This is a genomic window from Microcoleus sp. T3_B1 (genome assembly GCF_036700445.1).
In the GTDB taxonomy this organism is placed as follows: domain Bacteria; phylum Cyanobacteriota; class Cyanobacteriia; order Cyanobacteriales; family Microcoleaceae; genus Microcoleus.
The window spans coordinates 56,973-75,217 of record NZ_JAUBOX010000034.1; the positions used below are offsets into that span (position 1 = coordinate 56,973).

Annotated in this window: 13 protein-coding genes and 1 pseudogene; 10 read left to right on the forward strand and 4 right to left on the reverse strand. The window is 46.6% G+C overall.

The features are described 5' to 3' along the window. The first annotated feature begins 55 nt into the window (after nucleotides 1–55). From rpsB to QT990_RS19225, 6 genes are all read left to right on the forward strand, one after another. Complete coding sequence (rpsB, locus tag QT990_RS19200) at nucleotides 56–886, forward strand: 30S ribosomal protein S2 (RefSeq protein ID WP_333307763.1); 831 nt, start codon at nucleotides 56–58, stop codon at nucleotides 884–886. Nucleotides 887–1,313: 427 nt separating this feature from the next. Beyond that, on the forward strand, nucleotides 1,314–1,973 hold the full coding sequence (tsf, locus tag QT990_RS19205) for a translation elongation factor Ts (protein ID WP_333307761.1): 660 nt from the start codon (nucleotides 1,314–1,316) through the stop codon (nucleotides 1,971–1,973). A gap of 303 nt (nucleotides 1,974–2,276) precedes the next feature. Continuing rightward, the gene (locus tag QT990_RS19210) at nucleotides 2,277–3,206 is read left to right on the forward strand and encodes a hypothetical protein (RefSeq protein ID WP_333465640.1); all 930 of its coding nucleotides are present in this window, start codon (nucleotides 2,277–2,279) and stop codon (nucleotides 3,204–3,206) included. A 248-nt stretch (nucleotides 3,207–3,454) separates the two neighbouring features. Next, nucleotides 3,455–5,962 (forward strand): ATP-dependent DNA helicase RecG, encoded by a 2,508-nt coding sequence (recG, locus tag QT990_RS19215; protein WP_333465641.1) that lies wholly within the window; start codon nucleotides 3,455–3,457, stop codon nucleotides 5,960–5,962. A 1,110-nt stretch (nucleotides 5,963–7,072) separates the two neighbouring features. After that, entirely contained in the window at nucleotides 7,073–9,157 is a 2,085-nt protein-coding gene (fusA, locus tag QT990_RS19220; RefSeq protein WP_333142973.1) for an elongation factor G, read from the forward strand. Nucleotides 9,158–9,280: 123 nt separating this feature from the next. Beyond that, nucleotides 9,281–9,817: a Uma2 family endonuclease gene (locus QT990_RS19225; RefSeq protein WP_333107390.1), complete on the forward strand. Its 537-nt coding sequence runs from the start codon at nucleotides 9,281–9,283 to the stop codon at nucleotides 9,815–9,817. A gap of 116 nt (nucleotides 9,818–9,933) precedes the next feature. On the opposite strand, the gene QT990_RS19230 is transcribed toward QT990_RS19225, so the two are convergent. Next, nucleotides 9,934–11,055, reverse strand: coding sequence for an HNH endonuclease (locus QT990_RS19230; RefSeq protein ID WP_333142974.1), 1,122 nt, complete (start codon nucleotides 11,053–11,055; stop codon nucleotides 9,934–9,936). 216 nt (nucleotides 11,056–11,271) lie between these two features. Between QT990_RS19230 and QT990_RS19235 the strand changes: the two genes are divergently transcribed. Further along, the gene (locus tag QT990_RS19235) at nucleotides 11,272–11,706 is read left to right on the forward strand and encodes a hypothetical protein (RefSeq protein ID WP_333142975.1); all 435 of its coding nucleotides are present in this window, start codon (nucleotides 11,272–11,274) and stop codon (nucleotides 11,704–11,706) included. A gap of 123 nt (nucleotides 11,707–11,829) precedes the next feature. Here QT990_RS19235 and QT990_RS19240 read toward each other — a convergent pair whose 3' ends face one another. Further along, nucleotides 11,830–13,212: a UDP-N-acetylmuramoyl-tripeptide--D-alanyl-D-alanine ligase gene (locus QT990_RS19240; protein WP_333142976.1), complete on the reverse strand. Its 1,383-nt coding sequence runs from the start codon at nucleotides 13,210–13,212 to the stop codon at nucleotides 11,830–11,832. A gap of 409 nt (nucleotides 13,213–13,621) precedes the next feature. Here QT990_RS19240 and QT990_RS19245 point away from each other — a divergent pair, with 409 nt between their 5' ends. Further along, nucleotides 13,622–14,902: a hypothetical protein gene (locus QT990_RS19245; protein WP_333142977.1), complete on the forward strand. Its 1,281-nt coding sequence runs from the start codon at nucleotides 13,622–13,624 to the stop codon at nucleotides 14,900–14,902. A gap of 287 nt (nucleotides 14,903–15,189) precedes the next feature. Continuing rightward, nucleotides 15,190–15,519 carry an RNA-binding protein gene (locus QT990_RS19250; RefSeq protein WP_333142978.1) on the forward strand — a complete coding sequence of 110 codons (330 nt, stop codon included), beginning with the start codon at nucleotides 15,190–15,192 and terminating at the stop codon, nucleotides 15,517–15,519. Nucleotides 15,520–15,750: 231 nt separating this feature from the next. On the opposite strand, the gene clpS is transcribed toward QT990_RS19250, so the two are convergent. After that, entirely contained in the window at nucleotides 15,751–16,032 is a 282-nt protein-coding gene (clpS, locus tag QT990_RS19255) for an ATP-dependent Clp protease adapter ClpS (RefSeq protein WP_015178019.1), read from the reverse strand. Between the two features lie 287 nt (nucleotides 16,033–16,319). Between clpS and QT990_RS19260 the strand changes: the two genes are divergently transcribed. Beyond that, nucleotides 16,320–16,922 (forward strand): DUF3172 domain-containing protein, encoded by a 603-nt coding sequence (locus QT990_RS19260; RefSeq protein WP_333142979.1) that lies wholly within the window; start codon nucleotides 16,320–16,322, stop codon nucleotides 16,920–16,922. A 42-nt stretch (nucleotides 16,923–16,964) separates the two neighbouring features. Here the strand turns inward: QT990_RS19260 and QT990_RS19265 are convergent. After that, nucleotides 16,965–18,209, reverse strand: a pseudogene (locus QT990_RS19265) (RNA-guided endonuclease InsQ/TnpB family protein). Between the last annotated feature and the right edge of the window lie 36 nt (nucleotides 18,210–18,245).

Here is an 18,245-nt window from a genome sequence, read left to right on the forward strand (position 1 = left end):
CCTTCAGAAATACGACCGGGTGGAGGATTAACCCGAATTAGGAGTTAAAAATACAATGCCAGTAGTCAGTTTGGCTCAAATGTTAGAGTCAGGGGTTCACTTCGGACACCAAACCCGTCGGTGGAACCCGAAAATGTCTCCATACATTTTTACAGAGCGCAACGGGGTTCACATCATCGACCTCGTGCAAACCGCTCAGCTTATGGAAGACGCCTACGAGTACATGAGAGTTGCCTCAGAAAAAGGCAAAAAGTTTTTGTTCGTGGGTACGAAGCGCCAAGCTGCAGGGATTGTAGCCCAAGAAGCTCAACGCTGCGGTGCTTATTACGTCAACCAGCGCTGGCTGGGGGGAATGCTCACAAACTGGACGACGATTAAGTCCCGCGTGGAGCGCCTCAAGGATTTGGAGCGCCGCGAGGAAATCGGCGCCCTCGATTTGTTGCCGAAAAAAGAAGCTTCGGTACTGCGCCGAGAAATGGCAAAACTCCAGAAATATCTGGGCGGGATTAAATCTATGCGGAAGATTCCCGACGGAGTGGTGCTGGTAGACCAACGCCGCGAGTATAATGCGGTGTTGGAATGCCAAAAGTTGGGAATTCCGATCGTCTCTCTGTTGGATACCAACTGCGACCCGGATTTGGTTGACATTGCGATTCCGGCGAATGACGATGCTATTCGATCGATCAAGCTGATTGTCGGCAAGTTGGCTGATGCCATCTACGAAGGTCGTCACGGTCAGCAGGGCGGCGACTCTGATGAAGACTACGACTACGAGGGTGGTTACGAAGGCGCTGAATATGATGTCGAAATCGAAGAATTGGATGACCCCGATTATGTAGATCCCGACGAAGCTGCTGAGGCCGAGGGCGAAGAAACCGAGAGCTAGTATTGCCCTCGGAATCTGACACCAGGAAATTAAAAATTAAAGATTGAAAATTAACAATAATAATAATTATTTTTAGTTGGATATTTTTAATTTTTAATTGTACATATAGCAATCCTTGCAGGAGTCGTAAATTTTTTACCCCACCCCAGCCCTCCCCTTACCAAGGGGAGGGAGTAAGAAATTCAGAAATGATGCGAGGATTGCTATAGCACGAGTCTAAGTCATTAGTAGAGCTCTGGCAAAAGCATTCATTGTGTCAGGGCCAGAATTAATTCTGGCGCTACACCTACAAAGTCGGTACTAATATCGACTGGGTATTTCTTCACTCTGGTCTAATCATTAACATTAAAATTAGTGACTAATGACTGATGACTAATGACTGATGACTAATGACTAATAACTAATTTTGATTGGGAACTTAAAGAAGATGGCGGACATATCTGCAAAACTTGTTAAAGAACTGCGCGAAAAAACTGGCGCGGGCATGATGGACTGCAAAAAAGCCCTCGTTGAAAACGAAGGCAATATGGAAACATCCATTGAGTGGCTGCGGAAAAAAGGTCTGGCTTCGGCAGGTAAAAAAGGTGGACGAGTTGCCTCAGAAGGGCTTGTAGGCAGCTACATTCACACCGGCGGCCGCGTGGGAGTGCTGGTGGAAGTTAACTGCGAAACAGATTTTGTGGCACGTCGCGAAGAATTCCAAAAGTTGGTGCGGGATATTGCGATGCAAATTGCAGCTTGCCCGAATGTGGAATACGTGAAAGTTGAAGATATCCCCGCCGAAGTTGTCGAAAGAGAAAAGGCAATTGAAATGGGCAAAGATGACTTGGGCAACAAGCCAGACAACATCAAAGAAAAGATTGTTCTAGGGCGGATTGAGAAGCGCATGAAAGAGTTATCGTTGATGGATCAGCCTTTTATTAAAGATCAGAATATCTCGGTGGAAGAGTTGGTGAAACAAACGATCGCCCAAATTGGAGAAAATATCCAAGTGCGCCGCTTCGTGCGTTTTGTCTTGGGCGAAGGCATTGAAAAGGTAGAAGCTAACTTTGCCGATGAAGTTGCAGCCCAAATGGGTGCTCAGTAATCCCAAATTAAGATTTAGAATTAAAAATTAAAAATGTGAAAAATCAATTTTTTGCATTTTTAATTTTTAATTTTTATAGGACTTATCGACAGCTATATTTGTAGGGTGGGCAAACCTTACTACTAGAGACAGCGTAAAAATTGAAAACTTGCGTAATATCGAATCCGTTAGCATCGGAATAGTAAATTAGAGTTCACAGTCAACAGTCAACCGTCAACAGTCAACAGTCAACCGTCAACAGTCAACATCATTCCGGTGTTACCGGAAATGATATAAGTCCTATTTTAATTTTATACGAGAGATATGGTGCGACCAAGAGAGAGAATAGAGCAAGATTTGGCAGGACTCGAAGAGGCTTTAGCAGCCTTGAATTTGGAGTTTCGCAGTACCTACGAAGGTTATTTAACTGCGTTGGGACAAGCGGTGCGGCAGCAGTTAATTTTGGCTTGCTATCACCTTTGCACTCAAGCCGTACCGGAGTCGTTTCTCAAGTTGTCCTTCGATGGGCGGCAAAAAATGCAGCAGTCTGTAAGGGCTTTGGCTGTGGCGTCGGAGGAAAAATTGCGATCGCTGGTGACTGAATCACAAGCAGAGGAAGAAATAGAGAAAGAAGAAGACGAAGAGGAAGACGAAGAGGAAGACGAAGACGACTTCGACAAAGACGAAGAGGAAGACGAAGAAGACGAAGAAGACGAAAAGGAAAAAAACCCAGTTTCCGCCATTAACTATCTATTTTCATTGGCAAATTATCAATTGCCAAGTGCCAATTCGCCGGAAAGTTTGGCACGCTGGCAAAATAGTATTGAAAAGTCGATCGTCCATATACTCAAGCTGCTTTCTCGCGACACCAACCGCTTGCTGCAACAGTCGGGAATCTTGCCGAGTCAATTACCAGAACCGGTTCTAGAAGCTGCTTCTCAAGCTGAATCCTCCGGCGATAGTGTTGCCGGGCCGCCTAACTTATTAAACTTAATCATTGAAACCGATGCCTCATCAGCGTCGCGAAAATTGGCGGCAGCAACCTTTGGTAGTAGGGCGCTGCACATTACAGCGATTAAACTGCGGCTGTCGGAAATAGAGTTTGCCGATGCGGCAACCTCGGCTTGGCGCCAGCAAATTCGTAACCTCTCTGTAAAGTTGAACTCGCTGGGCCGCGATTACCAGAAAAAGCAGCGGGAACTCGCTGTGGTGGAGGCTGAGTCGGCTTGGCGATCGAGTTGGTTTGAAGATTAGTCAGTTGACAGTTGACAGTTGTCAGTTGTCAGTTGGCAGTTGTCAGTTGTCAGTTGACAGTTGTCAGTTGTCAGTTGTCAGTTGTCAGTTGTCAGTTGACAGTTGTCAGTTGACAGTTGTCAGTTGACAGTTGTCAGTTGTCGGGAATTCTTGAGCTATGATTAATAACTAATGACCAATGACTAATGACTAATGACCAATGACTAATGACTAATGACTAATGACTAATAACTAATGACTAATGACTGATGACTAATAATCAACCCGAATGGCAGCGATTGCAAAAAGCTCTTTCAGTAGAAGCCGATCGCGGATTTAACGACATCCAAGGCAGTCAATACCGCTTCAGCGAGTTTCTGGGCCTGAGTTTGAGACAGTTGGCAGGTTCTGTGGCGGCTTCTTCGCGCGATCGAGCCAGACAACTCGCTGCTGAATTTGACATCTACCCTCAGAAAGATATCGAACAGCGCCAACATTCGATCGCCATTACGGTCAGTTTTCTCCGACAAATGGAGCAAGTTTGGGAACAAGAAACTCGCCACCAGCAAGAACAAATAGCACAAGTCAGACCCGCAAACGCTTCGGAACCAACCGCCCCAGCAGTTTCCGTTCCCCGAACAGCACCCCTGAGTACAGCAGCCGCACCACCAAGCCTGACTCTCGACCAACAGTTAACCCGCGTCACAGGTATCGGCCCTGCCAACGGCAACCGCTTGGTCAAACTTGGTTTATACACTGTATATGACTTGCTTTACTACTATCCCCGCAATCACATCGACTATGCAAAGCAAGTACAAATTCGCGAACTCGTAGCTGGGGAAACTGTCACTTTAATCGCCGAAGTAAAGCGCTGCAATTGCTTTTCTAGTCCCAAGAATAAGAAGTTAACCATATTAGAAGTAATTTTAAAAGACCGCACCGGAGAGATAAAAATTAGTCGTTTTTTTGCAGGCCCTCGCTACAGCAATCGCGGTTGGCAAGAATTCAAAAAGCGCGAGTATTGTACTGGTGCGGTGCTGGCAGCTTCCGGGTTAGTGAAGCAGGGCAAATATGGAATTACTTTAGAAAATCCTGAGTTAGAAGTATTAGACGACTCCGGCGGTGCGATCGAATCAATGAAAGTCGGGCGCCTGATACCAGTTTATCCGCTGACGGAGGGAGTCGATGCTGGTTCGGTGAGGCGATCGATTTTGGCTGCAATGCCGGCGGCGAAAATGTTGCCAGAATCGCTACCAGAGGATTTGCGCGAGCGTTACGGTTTAATGGGTTTAGCCGATGCGGTGACTAATATTCACTTTCCGCTCGATCGAGATTGTTTGGCCGCCGCCCGCCGTCGCTTAGTCTTTGACGAATTTTTCTACCTGCAATTAGGACTTTTAAAGCGCCGCCAAACCCAAAGAAAAGCTCAAGCTAGTGCAGTCATCCTTCCTACTGGCAAATTGATCGAACATTTTTATGAAATCTTGCCTTTTGCCTTGACTAATGCTCAGGAAAGAGTAATTAACGACATCCTCAACGATTTAGCTTCGTCGCAACCGATGAACAGATTAGTGCAAGGCGATGTCGGCGCTGGAAAAACAGTAGTCGCCGTCGTGGCAATGCTAGCAGCAATTCAATCCGGCTATCAAGCCGCTTTAATGGCGCCGACAGAAGTTTTAGCAGAACAGCACTACCGCAAATTGGTAGGTTGGTTTAACTTGATGCACTTGTCTGTTGAACTGTTAACTGGTTCGACAAAAGTAGCCAAGCGCCGCGAAATTCACAACCAATTAGAAACCGGAGAATTACCAGTTTTAGTAGGAACTCACGCGCTGATTCAAGATACGGTGAATTTCCATAAATTGGGTTTGGCGGTAATTGACGAACAGCACAGATTCGGTGTACAGCAGCGTGCTAAATTGCAGCAAAAAGGCGAAGCTCCCCACGTTTTGACGATGACGGCAACTCCCATTCCCCGGACGCTGGCGCTGACGCTGCACGGGGATTTAGATGTGAGTCAAATTGATGAACTTCCCCCCGGTAGGCAGGCGATTCAAACCACTGTACTGTCTGCCAAAGAACGCATTCAAGCTTACGATTTAATTCGGCGGGAAGTGGCGAGCGGGCGTCAAGTTTATGTGGTGCTGCCGCTGGTGGAGGAGTCGGAAAAGTTGGATGTGCGATCGGCAATTGAGGAACAAGAGAAACTGCAAAAAAGCGTATTTCCTGAGTTTAAGGTGGGTTTGCTGCACGGTAGGATGAGCAGTGCTGACAAAGATGATGCAATTACTAAGTTTCGAGACAAAGAAACGGATATTTTAGTATCTACTACTGTCGTCGAAGTGGGAGTAGACGTGCCGAATGCAACGGTAATGCTGATTGAAAATTCTGAGCGTTTTGGACTGTCGCAACTGCACCAGTTGCGGGGTAGAGTCGGTCGGGGCAGCAACCGTTCTTATTGTTTGTTAATGCCCGGTTCCAAAACGGCGGAAGCCATGCAGAGAATGAAGGTTTTAGAACAATCTCAAGATGGCTTTTTTATTGCGGAAATGGATATGAGATTGCGCGGGCCTGGTCAGGTTTTGGGAACTCGGCAGTCGGGTTTGCCAGATTTTGCTTTGGCGAGTTTGGTGGAGGATCAGGAGGTTTTGGAGTTGGCGAGGGCGGCGGCTCAAATGGTAATTGAAAATGATGAAACTTTGAATCAGTGGCCGGTGGTGCGGGATGAATTGGAGCGGAGATATCAGCGGATGATGAGTGGGTCTATTTTGACTTAGATCGTTTTGGAGGCAGCAACGGGGTTTTTATGGGAAAGATTATCGTGAAGGGCGATCGACAAAAGTATAAAAAACCAGTTTATGATGACAGAACCTCCGCCCTTTTATTGTAGGTTCGATTGACTCACATCAGGCAGTAATTTCAGAAACCGGGTTTCTTGCCAGAAACTAATACCATTTTAGATGCTAGATTGTAGATTAAAGAATTGAGAATGACGGATTTTGTAGGGATTTGGAGCTTGTCTAAAGTTGCATTATTTTTTTTAAGTGGTATTAAAAAGATGAATTGGTCAGGAATTACGCACTCCGACTCTCAGAAACCGGGTTTTTTACCGAGTGTGCGGGGCCCAACTCGTCTTCTTGTTGTCAAAAAACCTGGTTTCTGGGCCCCATGCGTAAGTCCTATTTGTTCAATGAGTGCCTCAACCCAACATATTTTCGGAGAAGATTTTTCCCTTCGTCAGGGGTATTTTTATCAGTTGTCAGGCTTGGGGCACTTATTAAACGAACAATCCTTCGCAGGAATGACGAGGAAGTGTCAAAATTAAGGTAGTGCTGCCAGAAACAGGGAAAAGAAAATCTAGCCTGTACTGGCGGCACGCTGGCAACATTGATTCCTCGCTTGTCGTGCTTGCAGGTGGTGGCGGACGGTTCGTCGCATTTTATCTCAACAGTAATTGTCAGTAACTCACGGCTAAAGCCGTTGAGCTTGTAAGAGATTTCTCTTACAAGCTGTACTGACCAGACCGCTCGAAAGAGCAGCCGTTATTTGGGTCACGACACCGGAGAATGCGAAGCTAGTTTTCCGCTCTGTCGCTTTCAATTAAACAGTTCTAAAGTCACTGGAACAGTGTTGTAAGCCTAACAAGCCCAGATAACCAGGTCGAAGCTAACATTACCCCGCAAGGGAGGCTCATAAAAGAGCAAACATTATGCGTGAGCGGGTTGCTTTATTCGAGATGGTAATTGTCCCATCGAACGTACATCACAGAAGTACACAGAATTTAGCAATCCCCGTGTAATGGAAAGATTCACGGCGGTTGAAACCGCCGAGCCGTTTTCCACGAGCGGGCTAAAGCCACGCTCGTTTCCCACTTCCCGAATTTTTTTATGAAAGATCTCACTCGTTATCGAAATATTGGCATCTTCGCCCACGTAGATGCTGGCAAGACCACCACAACAGAAAGAATCCTGAAACTGACGGGTAAAATCCACAAAATCGGTGAAGTTCACGAAGGCGCGGCGACTACTGACTTCATGGAACAGGAGCAAGAGCGCGGTATTACGATTCAATCCGCTGCTACCACCTGCTTCTGGAACGAGCATCAGCTCAACATCATTGATACTCCGGGACACGTCGATTTTACGATCGAGGTTTACCGTTCTTTGAAGGTTCTCGATGGTGGCATTGGTGTGTTCTGCGGTTCGGGTGGAGTTGAACCGCAATCGGAAACCAACTGGCGCTACGCTAACGATTCCAAAGTCGCTCGCGTCATCTACATCAACAAGCTCGATCGCACCGGTGCAGATTTTTACCGCGTTGTCAAGCAAGTTGATAAAATCCTTGGTGCTAAACCGATGGTAATGGTATTGCCGATCGGCATAGAAGAAAAGTTTTGCGGCGTAGTCGATTTGCTGACCCGCAAAGCCTGGATCTGGGATGACTCCGGCGATCCCATGAACTATACAATTAAAGATGTCCCCGCCGATATGGTCGAGGATGTCGAAACTTGGCGCGAAAAGTTGATCGAACTGGCCGTCGAGCAAGACGACACTGTGATGGAACAGTATCTCGAAGGCAACGAGCCGAGCCTCGACGACCTCAAGCGCTGCATTCGCAAAGGTACTCGCGATCGGGCATTTTTCCCCACCTACTGCGGCTCATCGTTTAAAAACAAAGGCGTGCAGTTGGTTCTCGATGCCGTAGTTGACTACCTGCCAAACCCGATGGAAGTCACACCGCAGCCAGAAGTCGATCTTGATGGCGAGGAAACCGGCGAGTTTGCGATCGTCGATCCCAACAAGCCATTGCGGGCACTGGCGTTTAAGATCATGGACGATCGCTACGGTGCTTTAACCTTCACGCGCCTGTACTCCGGTAAGTTGTCCAAGGGCGACACCGTACTCAACACCGCCACAGGCAAAACCGAGCGGATCAGCCGTTTGGTGGAGATGCACGCCAACTCTCGCGAAGAAATTGAATCCGCGCAAGCAGGAGACATTGTGGCGATCGTGGGTATGAAAAACGTCCGCACCGGACACACCATCTGCGACCCCAAAAATCCCGCCACCCTAGAGCCGATGGTATTCCCCGATCCCGTTATTTCGATTTCGGTCAAACCGAAACAAAAAGGCGGCGAAGAAAAAATGGGAGCAGCCCTCACCAAAATGGTGCAAGAAGACCCATCCTTCCACATGGTGACGGATCTAGAAAGCGGCGAAATGATTCTCAAGGGGATGGGCGAGTTACACCTCGACATCAAAGTAGACATTCTCAAGCGCACCCACGGTATCGAAGTAGAAGTCGGCGAACCACAGGTAGCCTACCGCGAGTCGATTACCAAGCGCCTCGAAGACGAATACACCCACAAAAAGCAATCAGGTGGTTCCGGTCAATTTGCCAAAATCGGCTATGTGATCGAGCCTGGTGAAGTGGGAAGTGGCTTCCAGTTTGAGTCAAAAGTGACTGGTGGTAGTGTGCCGAGAGAATATTGGCCAGCAGTCGAAAAAGGCTTTGAAAGCTGCATCGACAAAGGCGTCTTGGCCGGATTCCCCTGCTTGGACTTGAAATTCACGCTTCTAGAAGGCGGTTTCCACCCCGTTGACTCGTCAGCAATGGCCTTTGAAATTGCTGCCAAAGCGGCCTATCGGCAGTCTCTGCCGAAAGCAGGGCCTCAGTTGCTCGAACCGATTATGAATGTCGATGTATTCACTCCAGATGATTACATGGGCGACGTGATCGGCGACCTCAACCGCCGCCGGGGGATGATGAAATCTCAGGAAACAAGCCAGACAGGAGCGCGGATCAAGGCAGATGTGCCGTTGAGCGAAATGTTTGGTTACATTAGCGACTTGCGTACTATGACCTCTGGGCGCGGACAGTTCTCAATGTCCTTCTCGCACTATGCTCCTTGTCCGAATAACATCGCTGAAGAAGTGATCAAGGCGGCAAAAGAGCGTCAAGCTGCGAAGTAGTAGTGCTTTTGACTCCCGGTAGGTGCTATCTGGAGTCAAACAGAACAATTCAATCCCCGACAACTTCTACGAAGTCGGGGATTTAATCTAGATAATAAGTACAGTGAGGTTCGACAAAAAAATATGATTGAGTCGATCGCAACACTTTCACTAACAGACTTCCTCGCTCAACCGGATATTGAATCCTCGCCTGCATGGGAATTTATTCTGGGACGAGCGGTTCAAAAAACTATGCCAACCCTTTTTCATTCGCGACTGCAACACAACTTGGTTAACTATATCAACGATCGGACTGATCGATTTGAAGCGATACCAGAGTTGCGTTGCTTGGTACTTCCCTACTCGCCAGTACCAGATATAGCGATTGTAGCAGGCGATCGGCTTACCGATGAAGACGGACCACTTAACGGCGCACCGGATTGGTTAATTGAAATTCTATCGCCGGATCAAAGCACTTTAAAATTGCAGAATAAGATCCTCCACTGCCTCATTAACGGCACGCAATTAGCATGGCTAATCGATATCTCTCACCAACAAGTTTGGGTATGGCAGGGTGAGGAGCTACCTATAATCTGTTCGGGTGCAGATATTTTACCAGTTTTAGGTATTCTCCCGGAACTTACGGTTGATGCTGTGATGGCTATGATTCGCCGACAGTAGGCATTTTATTAGAAAACTGGGTTTAAAACCCCGTTGATAGTAATTAGGGTTTGCTGAATATACCGCATATTGCGTGGTCTGGGTTTGCGATCGGCTTATTCAGGAAGCCCCACATATTAGATAGTAGAACCACGAGCAGACTTCAACAACATCTTGATTTCTTCAAGACTAAATGGTGGTGAACGACGATGAATCATAGCGTGACAATTTGGACAAACAGGACGCAAATCTTTTATAGGGTCAATTTCATACTCTTCTGCAATTTCTGAAAGGGGTTTTAGATGATGAACATGAATGAAACCTTTTCCTGGTTGTCCAAAAGTTTTGCCAAAATCGAAATCACAAATATAGCAACTAGAACCGTAATAATCAATACATTTTTGTCGAGCTTTAGGCTCTCGTTCATAGGCATTGACTGAAACTTGCCGTACAGCCCCTTCACGAAATGTTTCTACTGCATCTACTTCATCAGGAAATAATCTAGTAGTAGTTACAGATTCCTGAACCTGAAGCGGATTTTGCCAATCCCTCAAACATTTTAGGTAGTCCTCAAAACGGTCTTCCTCACCAAGAAACACATTTGCTGCAGCACGAAAGATAGCAAAGATTTCGACAAAGTTATTAATCACTGGCTGAGCTGCATCTAGGTCTTTAATAGGAATAACTAGGGATGGACTCTGAATATAAGTACCATTCCTACCTCCTTCATGAATTAATTGCAGTTTGTTAATGAACTCATCATACTTTAACTTACCATATTTTTCCGGTGCAATGTTATCAGAGGAAATATTATATCTACCATGCTTCAAAATCCTAGTAACATCTTCTAAATGGTTTTTCAGAACGTGAACAATCGGATTGCTTTCTAGCCCTCTTAATCCAAAAAAATTCACAAATAAACTATAAGAAGTACACTCGAATCTCTGTTGGAAATACCAACCTTTTCCTTTTATAGCCAAGCCAGCGGTTGCTATTTTGAAGGACCGGGTTTTCTTGGCTACAAGGCTGTGCCATGGTGTAGTCAATATCTGACAATCTGAGAGTACATCTGTGCCATAAACTTGGTGAATTTGGTCACAAGCTTGTTTAATGATTATTTTAAGCTTAGGGGCAAGTAATTCTTTTAGCTTATCAGCACGCTCTCGATTGTCTTCGACTGAGAAGAGATCTTGTTCAGCAGACCCTATCAGTGGCAAGTCAACGATTTGTGACAATTCGGTTTCCTCAACTGAATTCATATTTGTTCTCCGACATGACAAGTGCAACGAAAACTAATTGATATTTTAGCTTTTTTTCGACATATCCTGAAATAGGTCATGCTTCCCCGGCTCCTAAAACTTGTGCTGTGGTGAGTTTCAGCCTTGTAGGGTGCGTCAGTTAGAATAGTTACAGGACTTGGGAAACGCTTATGGACTGACGCACCCTACTATCGTCTTTTAAATGCCGAACAGCTTATGACTCAAATAAATCCCGATCGCACTGCTGGTACAATTTCGATCGACGTTTGCGCTCAATCAAACGGGCAGTATCTTTGTCAGATTTCGTCATCTCTGAGCGATCGCCCCAATGATACCATGAATTTTTACGGACAAACGAAAGAACACGCGATCGCGATCGCCCTGGAAAATTTAGCATCTCGCTACCGCCAGCAAGCCGAAGACTCTCAAAATATAGATTGGGATGCGGTGGAAATTTCGGATTCGGGAGAGCCGATTGAAAAGCGTTATCACGTAATTTTGCACTACGAACGAATTGCTAAGGATGAATCTAAGTTTGAGGCAATGCACAATACAATGCTCGGAAATACAGTAGTTGAAAATGCCAAAATTTCAATAATTGAGATCGATCCCGATATCGAAATCGAGGCCAGAGGGCTATCAAAATATTGAGGCATCGGGACTTAGGTGCAGATGGGCATCTTACCCTACGCATCAACGATCGAAACGTGAGTTTGAGGCGGCGATCGACTAGAAGCGATCGCATAATTTCAAATCCCCAAAATTTCTTTTCTATTACTCCCCCGCAAAATCTGCCCTAAACTTCTCCACAACTCGATTTAACTCAACCGAATGAGAAGCCTTAAATAAAATACGATCGCCCTTTTCGACAAATCCCAACAACCGCTTTGCTAAATCTTCCCGCCCATCCTGGGCTGTAATATCTCCTATCTCCACAAAAGGCAAACCCGCCGCACCTGCAGCCATCGCCGTCGCTTCCTCAAAATCAGCAAAAACAAACAAAGCATCAAGCTGCAAATCTCGCGCCGCCATTCCCACTTGTCGGTGAAATTCGATCGCCCTTTCGCCCAATTCCTTCATCGTTCCCAACACCGCAATCCGGCGCTTTCCAGGAGTATCTGCTAACAGTCTCAGGGCCGCCAACATCGACTCCAAACCCGCATTGTAAGTCTCATCCAGAATCATAATATCATCGGGCAAATCGTAGCGGCGCGCCCGTCCATCCGGTAACTGCACAGACAAACCTTGCTTTAAAACTTCCCCATCAATACCTAAAACTTTTCCTACCGCCAAAGCCGCCAAATAATTTACAGCATTGTGTCGTCCCGGCAGCGGCAGCGGCAATTCTATACCATCTATAAGTATTGTATCATTAGTGAGCAATTCTCCGCACAAATCCCCGCCTTCTAAACCGTAACTTAAAGTTTTTCCCTGCCAAACTTCGGTCGCAGTTGCCATTAATCTATGATTATCGTGATTTAGAATAGCAAGGCTATCAGCAGGCATTTCGGCTAAAAGTTCGCACTTAGCTTGGGCGATCGCATCTTCCGAACCCAATCGCCCGATATGTGCCGTTCCTACATTAGTAATTACCGCAACAGTAGGTCGCGCAATTTGCGACAGCAGCGCAATTTCACCACGGCCGCGCATACCCATTTCAATCACAGCATAATTGTGTGCGGGTGAAAGCTCCAACAGAGTTTTTGGTACTCCAATTTCATTGTTGTAGTTATATTGAGTTTTAAGAACATTTCCCTTCGTTGACAAAACCGCTGCAATTAACTCTTTAGCAGTAGTTTTACCGACAGAACCAGTAACAGCAACTATAGGTATACTGAATTGGTCACGCCACCAGCGAGCGATCGACTGGTAAGCTTTTAAAGTATCGTCAACGCGCAACAGCGGAAAATTCGGCAATTCTTCTTGCCAATGTCGATCGACAATCGCCGCAATCGCCCCCAAATCCCTGGCTTTTGCTACAAATTGATGGCCGTCAAAATTGTCTCCCCGCAGCGCCAAAAATACCTCGCCCCCTTCAAGAGTGCGCGTATCTGTGGCAATACCTGTCCCTAAAGCTGTCAAAACGTCGTCAGGCACAGCAGGCAAAGGTACAGTTAAAATTTCAGCAAGTCGGGCGATACTTACGCGACAAACCATAACCAGCACTCACATTTCAAATAATTATTTTCACAGCTAATCCTACCTCGCGCGACCTCCAATTTAACTGATTGGGGGCTGCCGACCCGGATTGACCTTGACAATCCTAATACTAAATCGTCAGCCAACCAAGAAATCCTCCCGTACCACTCGACAATCTTTACCAATACTTTACAAAGTCTCTGGTGATTTTAGGCCTTGCTAATTAGCAACAATTCATGCCATGCTGTTGTTGGGAAATAGTTTAACTAAGCAAACAATATCGATCGGCTTAAGCTGCTGAAAGCTTCTACCCATAAGCCTCATCCGGCGAGAAGCTCGGTTGACTCAATTATTGCGATTCATTTGCCAATTTATCAAGCTAATAGGGCTGAAAGCTACTGCCCCAGCCTCGGAGGGTTAATCCACAGTGAACAACTACAACAGACAAAGCCACGAAGAAGAACAACTACTTTACAAGCACTGGCTGGAGTTGGTACAACGAGAGCAGCCGGCCGAACTCATCAGCCGCTTTCGCACTTTGTTTATCCAGGGTAGCGGATATCCCGATCGCTCGATCGCCGAAGCACTCGAAAAAATAGCAGCCTCAGAACACGCCCAACAAGAATTCAAGTACATCCTCAACCGCTGCTGCCACATCCTGATCAACCGCTGGCAAACCTACCCCAGCAAGCAAGCAGCCATCCCTGAATTGATCGCTCTGTTTGAAGAAGCGCCCAAAATATTATTGGGATACAATCGATCGCGGGGGCGAGGCTCCATCCCCCAATTAGTAAACCAATTTACCGAAAGCGAACAGTACCTCACCCTCCAGCGTTTAGCCAAAGTCATAACTCACAACAATGAAGATAGCAGCAACAGCAAAACCCCAGCTACCCTTCCCCTCGGAACCTTAATTCCCCGTTACCCTTACCTCTACAAACACTGCCTCCTCAGCGACGACAGCACCTACGAACAGCAGAAAATCATTAAAAAAATCCAAGCTCAAAAGCAGCAGCAATTTGAGGTCAACCTCTCGCAATACGTGGCTCACCAAGTGAGAAAAGCCCAAACAGCGCGCCGGGAAACCTCAATTGTCTTTCAAAGAAGTATACAACCTATAAAAAACCCGACCCTGTTGACCGACCCGGAACTATTCTTTGCCCTCAAGCACTTTGTCGGAAAAGTAGAGGGAGCCGATACCTACAGACAGCTAGCGGGCCGTTTCACGGCGAACGCCAGCACAAATCAGTCCTACCACTCCTTTAAAGACGACTTGTACGAATACCTGATTTCTTCTGTCACCGACGATCGCTACGGCAAACGTCTCTTTAACGAAAAATTGTATAAGCAACTACAAAATACCCTGCCCCACAGCGACGATCAGAAGTTTAATGAATTTTTAATGATCAGAACTTGCAGCCAGTTATTGAACTTTTTAGTAGTAGAGAGTCCTGTGCGGCCCAACCACTTTGTCTTCATCGACCTGATCTCAAACCTCGGTCCCACCCAAACCACAGGTTTGCTGCTGAAAATCGTACTAATTTGCGGCAAAGTCAAGCCCTACCTAGAAAAGCGACTGGCAATTTTGTTCGGTCACTACGAATGCAGTACCCGAGAAGGCGTGGTGTGGTTAGTTAAAGCCCTGGAAAACGTGAACCTAGCTTTGAGTACCAACTTTGGCAAGGTGGATGTATCTTTCCTGCGGTGAGAGCGGGGGGCATAACTTTCTTTGCTTCCACTGCAGGCAAAACATCACACCCATCAACCAGGTTTCTGAATACCCTAAAAGTTTTACCTTTAATTTGAACGACTTAATTAACTCCTGAAACCTATTCAAAAGACTCTATTCTATGTTAAAGTACCAAGTGTGAATCAGATTCAGTTGCAGGCTTTGTTCATTGCTACAGAATTGTCTAAAAACTTGCCCTTCTGTATCGGCAGGGGACTCTCCGAAACTGAAATCTTCGCACTGTCTAAATTTTGGAGTTATTCCTCATGTCGATATACGTCGGTAACTTATCCTACCAAGTTACCCAAGAAGACATCACCACCGTCTTCGCCGAATACGGAACTGTTAAGCGGGTACATCTACCTACCGACAGAGAAACCAGTCGCCCCCGCGGCTTCGGTTTTGTAGAAATGTCCACAGATGCAGAAGAAGATGCAGCGATTGCTGCTCTCGACGGAGCAGAGTGGATGGGTCGCGACCTCAAAGTTAACAAAGCTAAGCCCCGCGAAGATGAAGGCCGGGGCGGTGGCAACCGGGGCGGCGGTGGCCCTGGAAAATTTGCTCGCGGAGGGGGCGGCGGCGGAGGACGTTATTAATTTCCTCTGATAAAGATTTGAGATTGAAGAGTTGAAATTGGCGCGAGAGCTCACCTAGCTCCGAACCACTTCCGGCCTTTCCGAAAAACCTATGCTCTTCAAGTTTCCATATCTACCGCATTAAATATACCAAAAAGCCAAGGGCCGAACCCTTGGCTTTTTGGTATGTATGAGGGTTGACGGTATAAATCTGAAACCGGCTGGGCGAACCCGTTGCAGTACCGTCAGGTTCTAATCGTCAGGTTCGATGCTGCTGCTCAATCCGTGATTATTGAGCGTTTCAGCGTAAAACTCAGCGTGTTCCAGAGCGCAAACAATCACCAATCCCATCCCGTTAGTATGGGCTTCCATCATCACATTTACCGCCTGTGGCTGAGTCAGACTCGGTACCGTCGCCATCAAAGTCTGCACCACGTACTCCATAGGATTGAAATCATCATTGTGCAGCAGAACGCGGTAGCGTGGTGCAAGCTTGCGGACTGTGGAAGGCTTTTGAATAATTTCGACAGACACTAATCTATACCTCCTGACTTGTAAAATGTTAAAATTTGTCAACAATCTTGAGCCGGATTCCTCCGCTGTGCAAGACTATCTCACTTTCAGCTATTTTATTGAAATCTGAAAATTCAGACAAGGCAGCCCCTTGGTCGATCGCGAGCTGTGAACCCAACACCAAACCCACAGGGGGTGTCCTGGACCCTGGGCAACCACCTTCCTAGCGCCATAATATTAGAAAGGCGCGATCGGTTAAAAATAACAAACTACTACCTGTTGAGTCTCCAGAACTGACGGAACCTTATATGAAACGCAAACCTAAATCCTACAACGACAGATTCAGCGGCGACCCATCCCGAGGAGATGAAGACTCCGACTACCCCGGCTCCTTTGGCGGACAGTCGCGGCGTCAACCTCAGTCCGGTAAACCCTCTTTCCTCAATTCGGCCACCCTAGGAATTTTAACAGCCGTCTTTATTCTGGGAATTGGCATTGGCATTGCCTTTAGCTCCACAGCTACAATTAGCCCAGAGAACGTAGCATCCCGCGAATTTATCGATCGCAGCGCCCCGAACCCAGAACTTTGCGTGCAGTTTGGAGCAAGCGCGATGGTGACAGATATGCGCCTCTACGTCACCCTCAATCCCTTCAACGTCTACATCTCGCAGCCTAGTATGCGCCCCGGATGCGTTTTGCGAACCAATAACTGGGCAATTCTCGAACAAAGAAAACTCATCAGCCAAGACCAAGTGCGCGATTGCAAAAATCGCATGAACACCTTTGGCTTCACCGGCCCCCTGGAAGCTCAACCCGAAATTAACTGTATCTACCAAAACGACGGCGCTAAAAACCTGTTCCTCAACCAACCGGGTTCGATAGCTCCAACCACTGAAGGTCAAAATTTCTAAATCGCCGATATAGCGGTTTTCAGTTGATTGACACTCCTCGGCCTAAAGGCGCGAGGATTCTTCGTTCATAGACCCAACTTGCCCTAGCAGGATTACTCCAACCAAGGTAGAGGTCGAATCTCCCGAAGCGTTCGGATCTATGACCCAAGTTCCGGTATGCCCTACCGTACTCAAGGCTAATTTCAGGATATTAATAGCAGCATTCCAATCCCGGTCTAAGACGAAGCCGCATTCGCAAGTGTGGGTTCTCATAGAGAGGGATTTTTTGATTAACGTGCCGCAATTAGAGCATTCCTCAGAGGTGTAGGCAGGATTGACCGCTACGGTTATCTTGCCAAACTTAACCCCGAAATACTCTAACCATTTCCTGAACTGATACCAACCCGCATCATTAATAGACTTGGCAAGACAATGGTTCTTGACTAAGTTCTTAATCCTCAAGTCGACCTAGGCGACCAAATCGCTAGATTGGATTACACAACGTGCCAGTCTCTTGGCATATTCTTCACGTTGCCTACTTATTTTGAGGTGTACTCGTCCTAGTCTATTAATGGCTCGTTTACGATTGGCAGAGCCTTTTCTTTTACGAGAAACACGTCTTTGTCGAAACTTTAGACGCTTCTCGCCTGCTCGATAAAATTTAGGGTTAGGCTCAGTATGACCATTGCTATCGCTGTAGAACTCCTTGATTCCTACATCTAATCCAACAATTCTACCTGTCGGCTCAATGTCTAGTTTTCCAGTTTCGATTTTCACCAAGAACTGAACGTAGTAGCCATCGGCACGACGCACTAGCCTAACCCGCTTTATTTGGTCTAGTTGGTAGAAGTGTAAGTCCCACGTCCCTTTAAGTTTAAGTTTACCAATGCCCTTCTTATCAATGAAATTGATTGAGCGTCTATCGGGGGAAAGCTTCCAGCCAGAAGTTTTGTACTCTACCGAGCGGCAATTCTTCTTAAATTTTGGATATCCCTTCTTTCCGGGAATAGACTTCCTGCAATTTTCGTAGAATCGAGCAATTGAGGAATATGCCCATTCAATAGCAACTTGGCAAGCGTGAGAGTTCAAAGTATTTACAAAGGGAAACTCAGCTCTCAGCTTGGTGTTGTAGCGATACAGCTCTTTTTGCCCTACGCCGCGATTATCCATCCAAAAACGGATACATTTGTTGCGGACGAATTGAGCAGTTCTAATCGCCTCATCTATTGCTGAGTATTGAGTTGTTTTCCCTTTAGCTTTGAACTCTGGCGTTGCTGAGTTAGAGTATGAATAGGAGGAATAATTTATGCAATGCCCAGAATGTAAATCAACCCATATCCGTAA

Coding starts and splice junctions, on each gene's coding strand:
- rpsB (WP_333307763.1), top strand. CDS start 56: ATGCCAGTAGTCAGTTTGGCTCAAATGTTAGAGTCAGGGGTTCACTTC.
- tsf (WP_333307761.1), top strand. CDS start 1,314: ATGGCGGACATATCTGCAAAACTTGTTAAAGAACTGCGCGAAAAAACT.
- QT990_RS19210 (WP_333465640.1), top strand. CDS start 2,277: ATGGTGCGACCAAGAGAGAGAATAGAGCAAGATTTGGCAGGACTCGAA.
- recG (WP_333465641.1), top strand. CDS start 3,455: ATGACTAATAATCAACCCGAATGGCAGCGATTGCAAAAAGCTCTTTCA.
- fusA (WP_333142973.1), top strand. CDS start 7,073: ATGAAAGATCTCACTCGTTATCGAAATATTGGCATCTTCGCCCACGTA.
- QT990_RS19225 (WP_333107390.1), top strand. CDS start 9,281: ATGATTGAGTCGATCGCAACACTTTCACTAACAGACTTCCTCGCTCAA.
- QT990_RS19230 (WP_333142974.1), bottom strand. CDS start 11,055: ATGAATTCAGTTGAGGAAACCGAATTGTCACAAATCGTTGACTTGCCA.
- QT990_RS19235 (WP_333142975.1), top strand. CDS start 11,272: ATGACTCAAATAAATCCCGATCGCACTGCTGGTACAATTTCGATCGAC.
- QT990_RS19240 (WP_333142976.1), bottom strand. CDS start 13,212: ATGGTTTGTCGCGTAAGTATCGCCCGACTTGCTGAAATTTTAACTGTA.
- QT990_RS19250 (WP_333142978.1), top strand. CDS start 15,190: ATGTCGATATACGTCGGTAACTTATCCTACCAAGTTACCCAAGAAGAC.
- QT990_RS19260 (WP_333142979.1), top strand. CDS start 16,320: ATGAAACGCAAACCTAAATCCTACAACGACAGATTCAGCGGCGACCCA.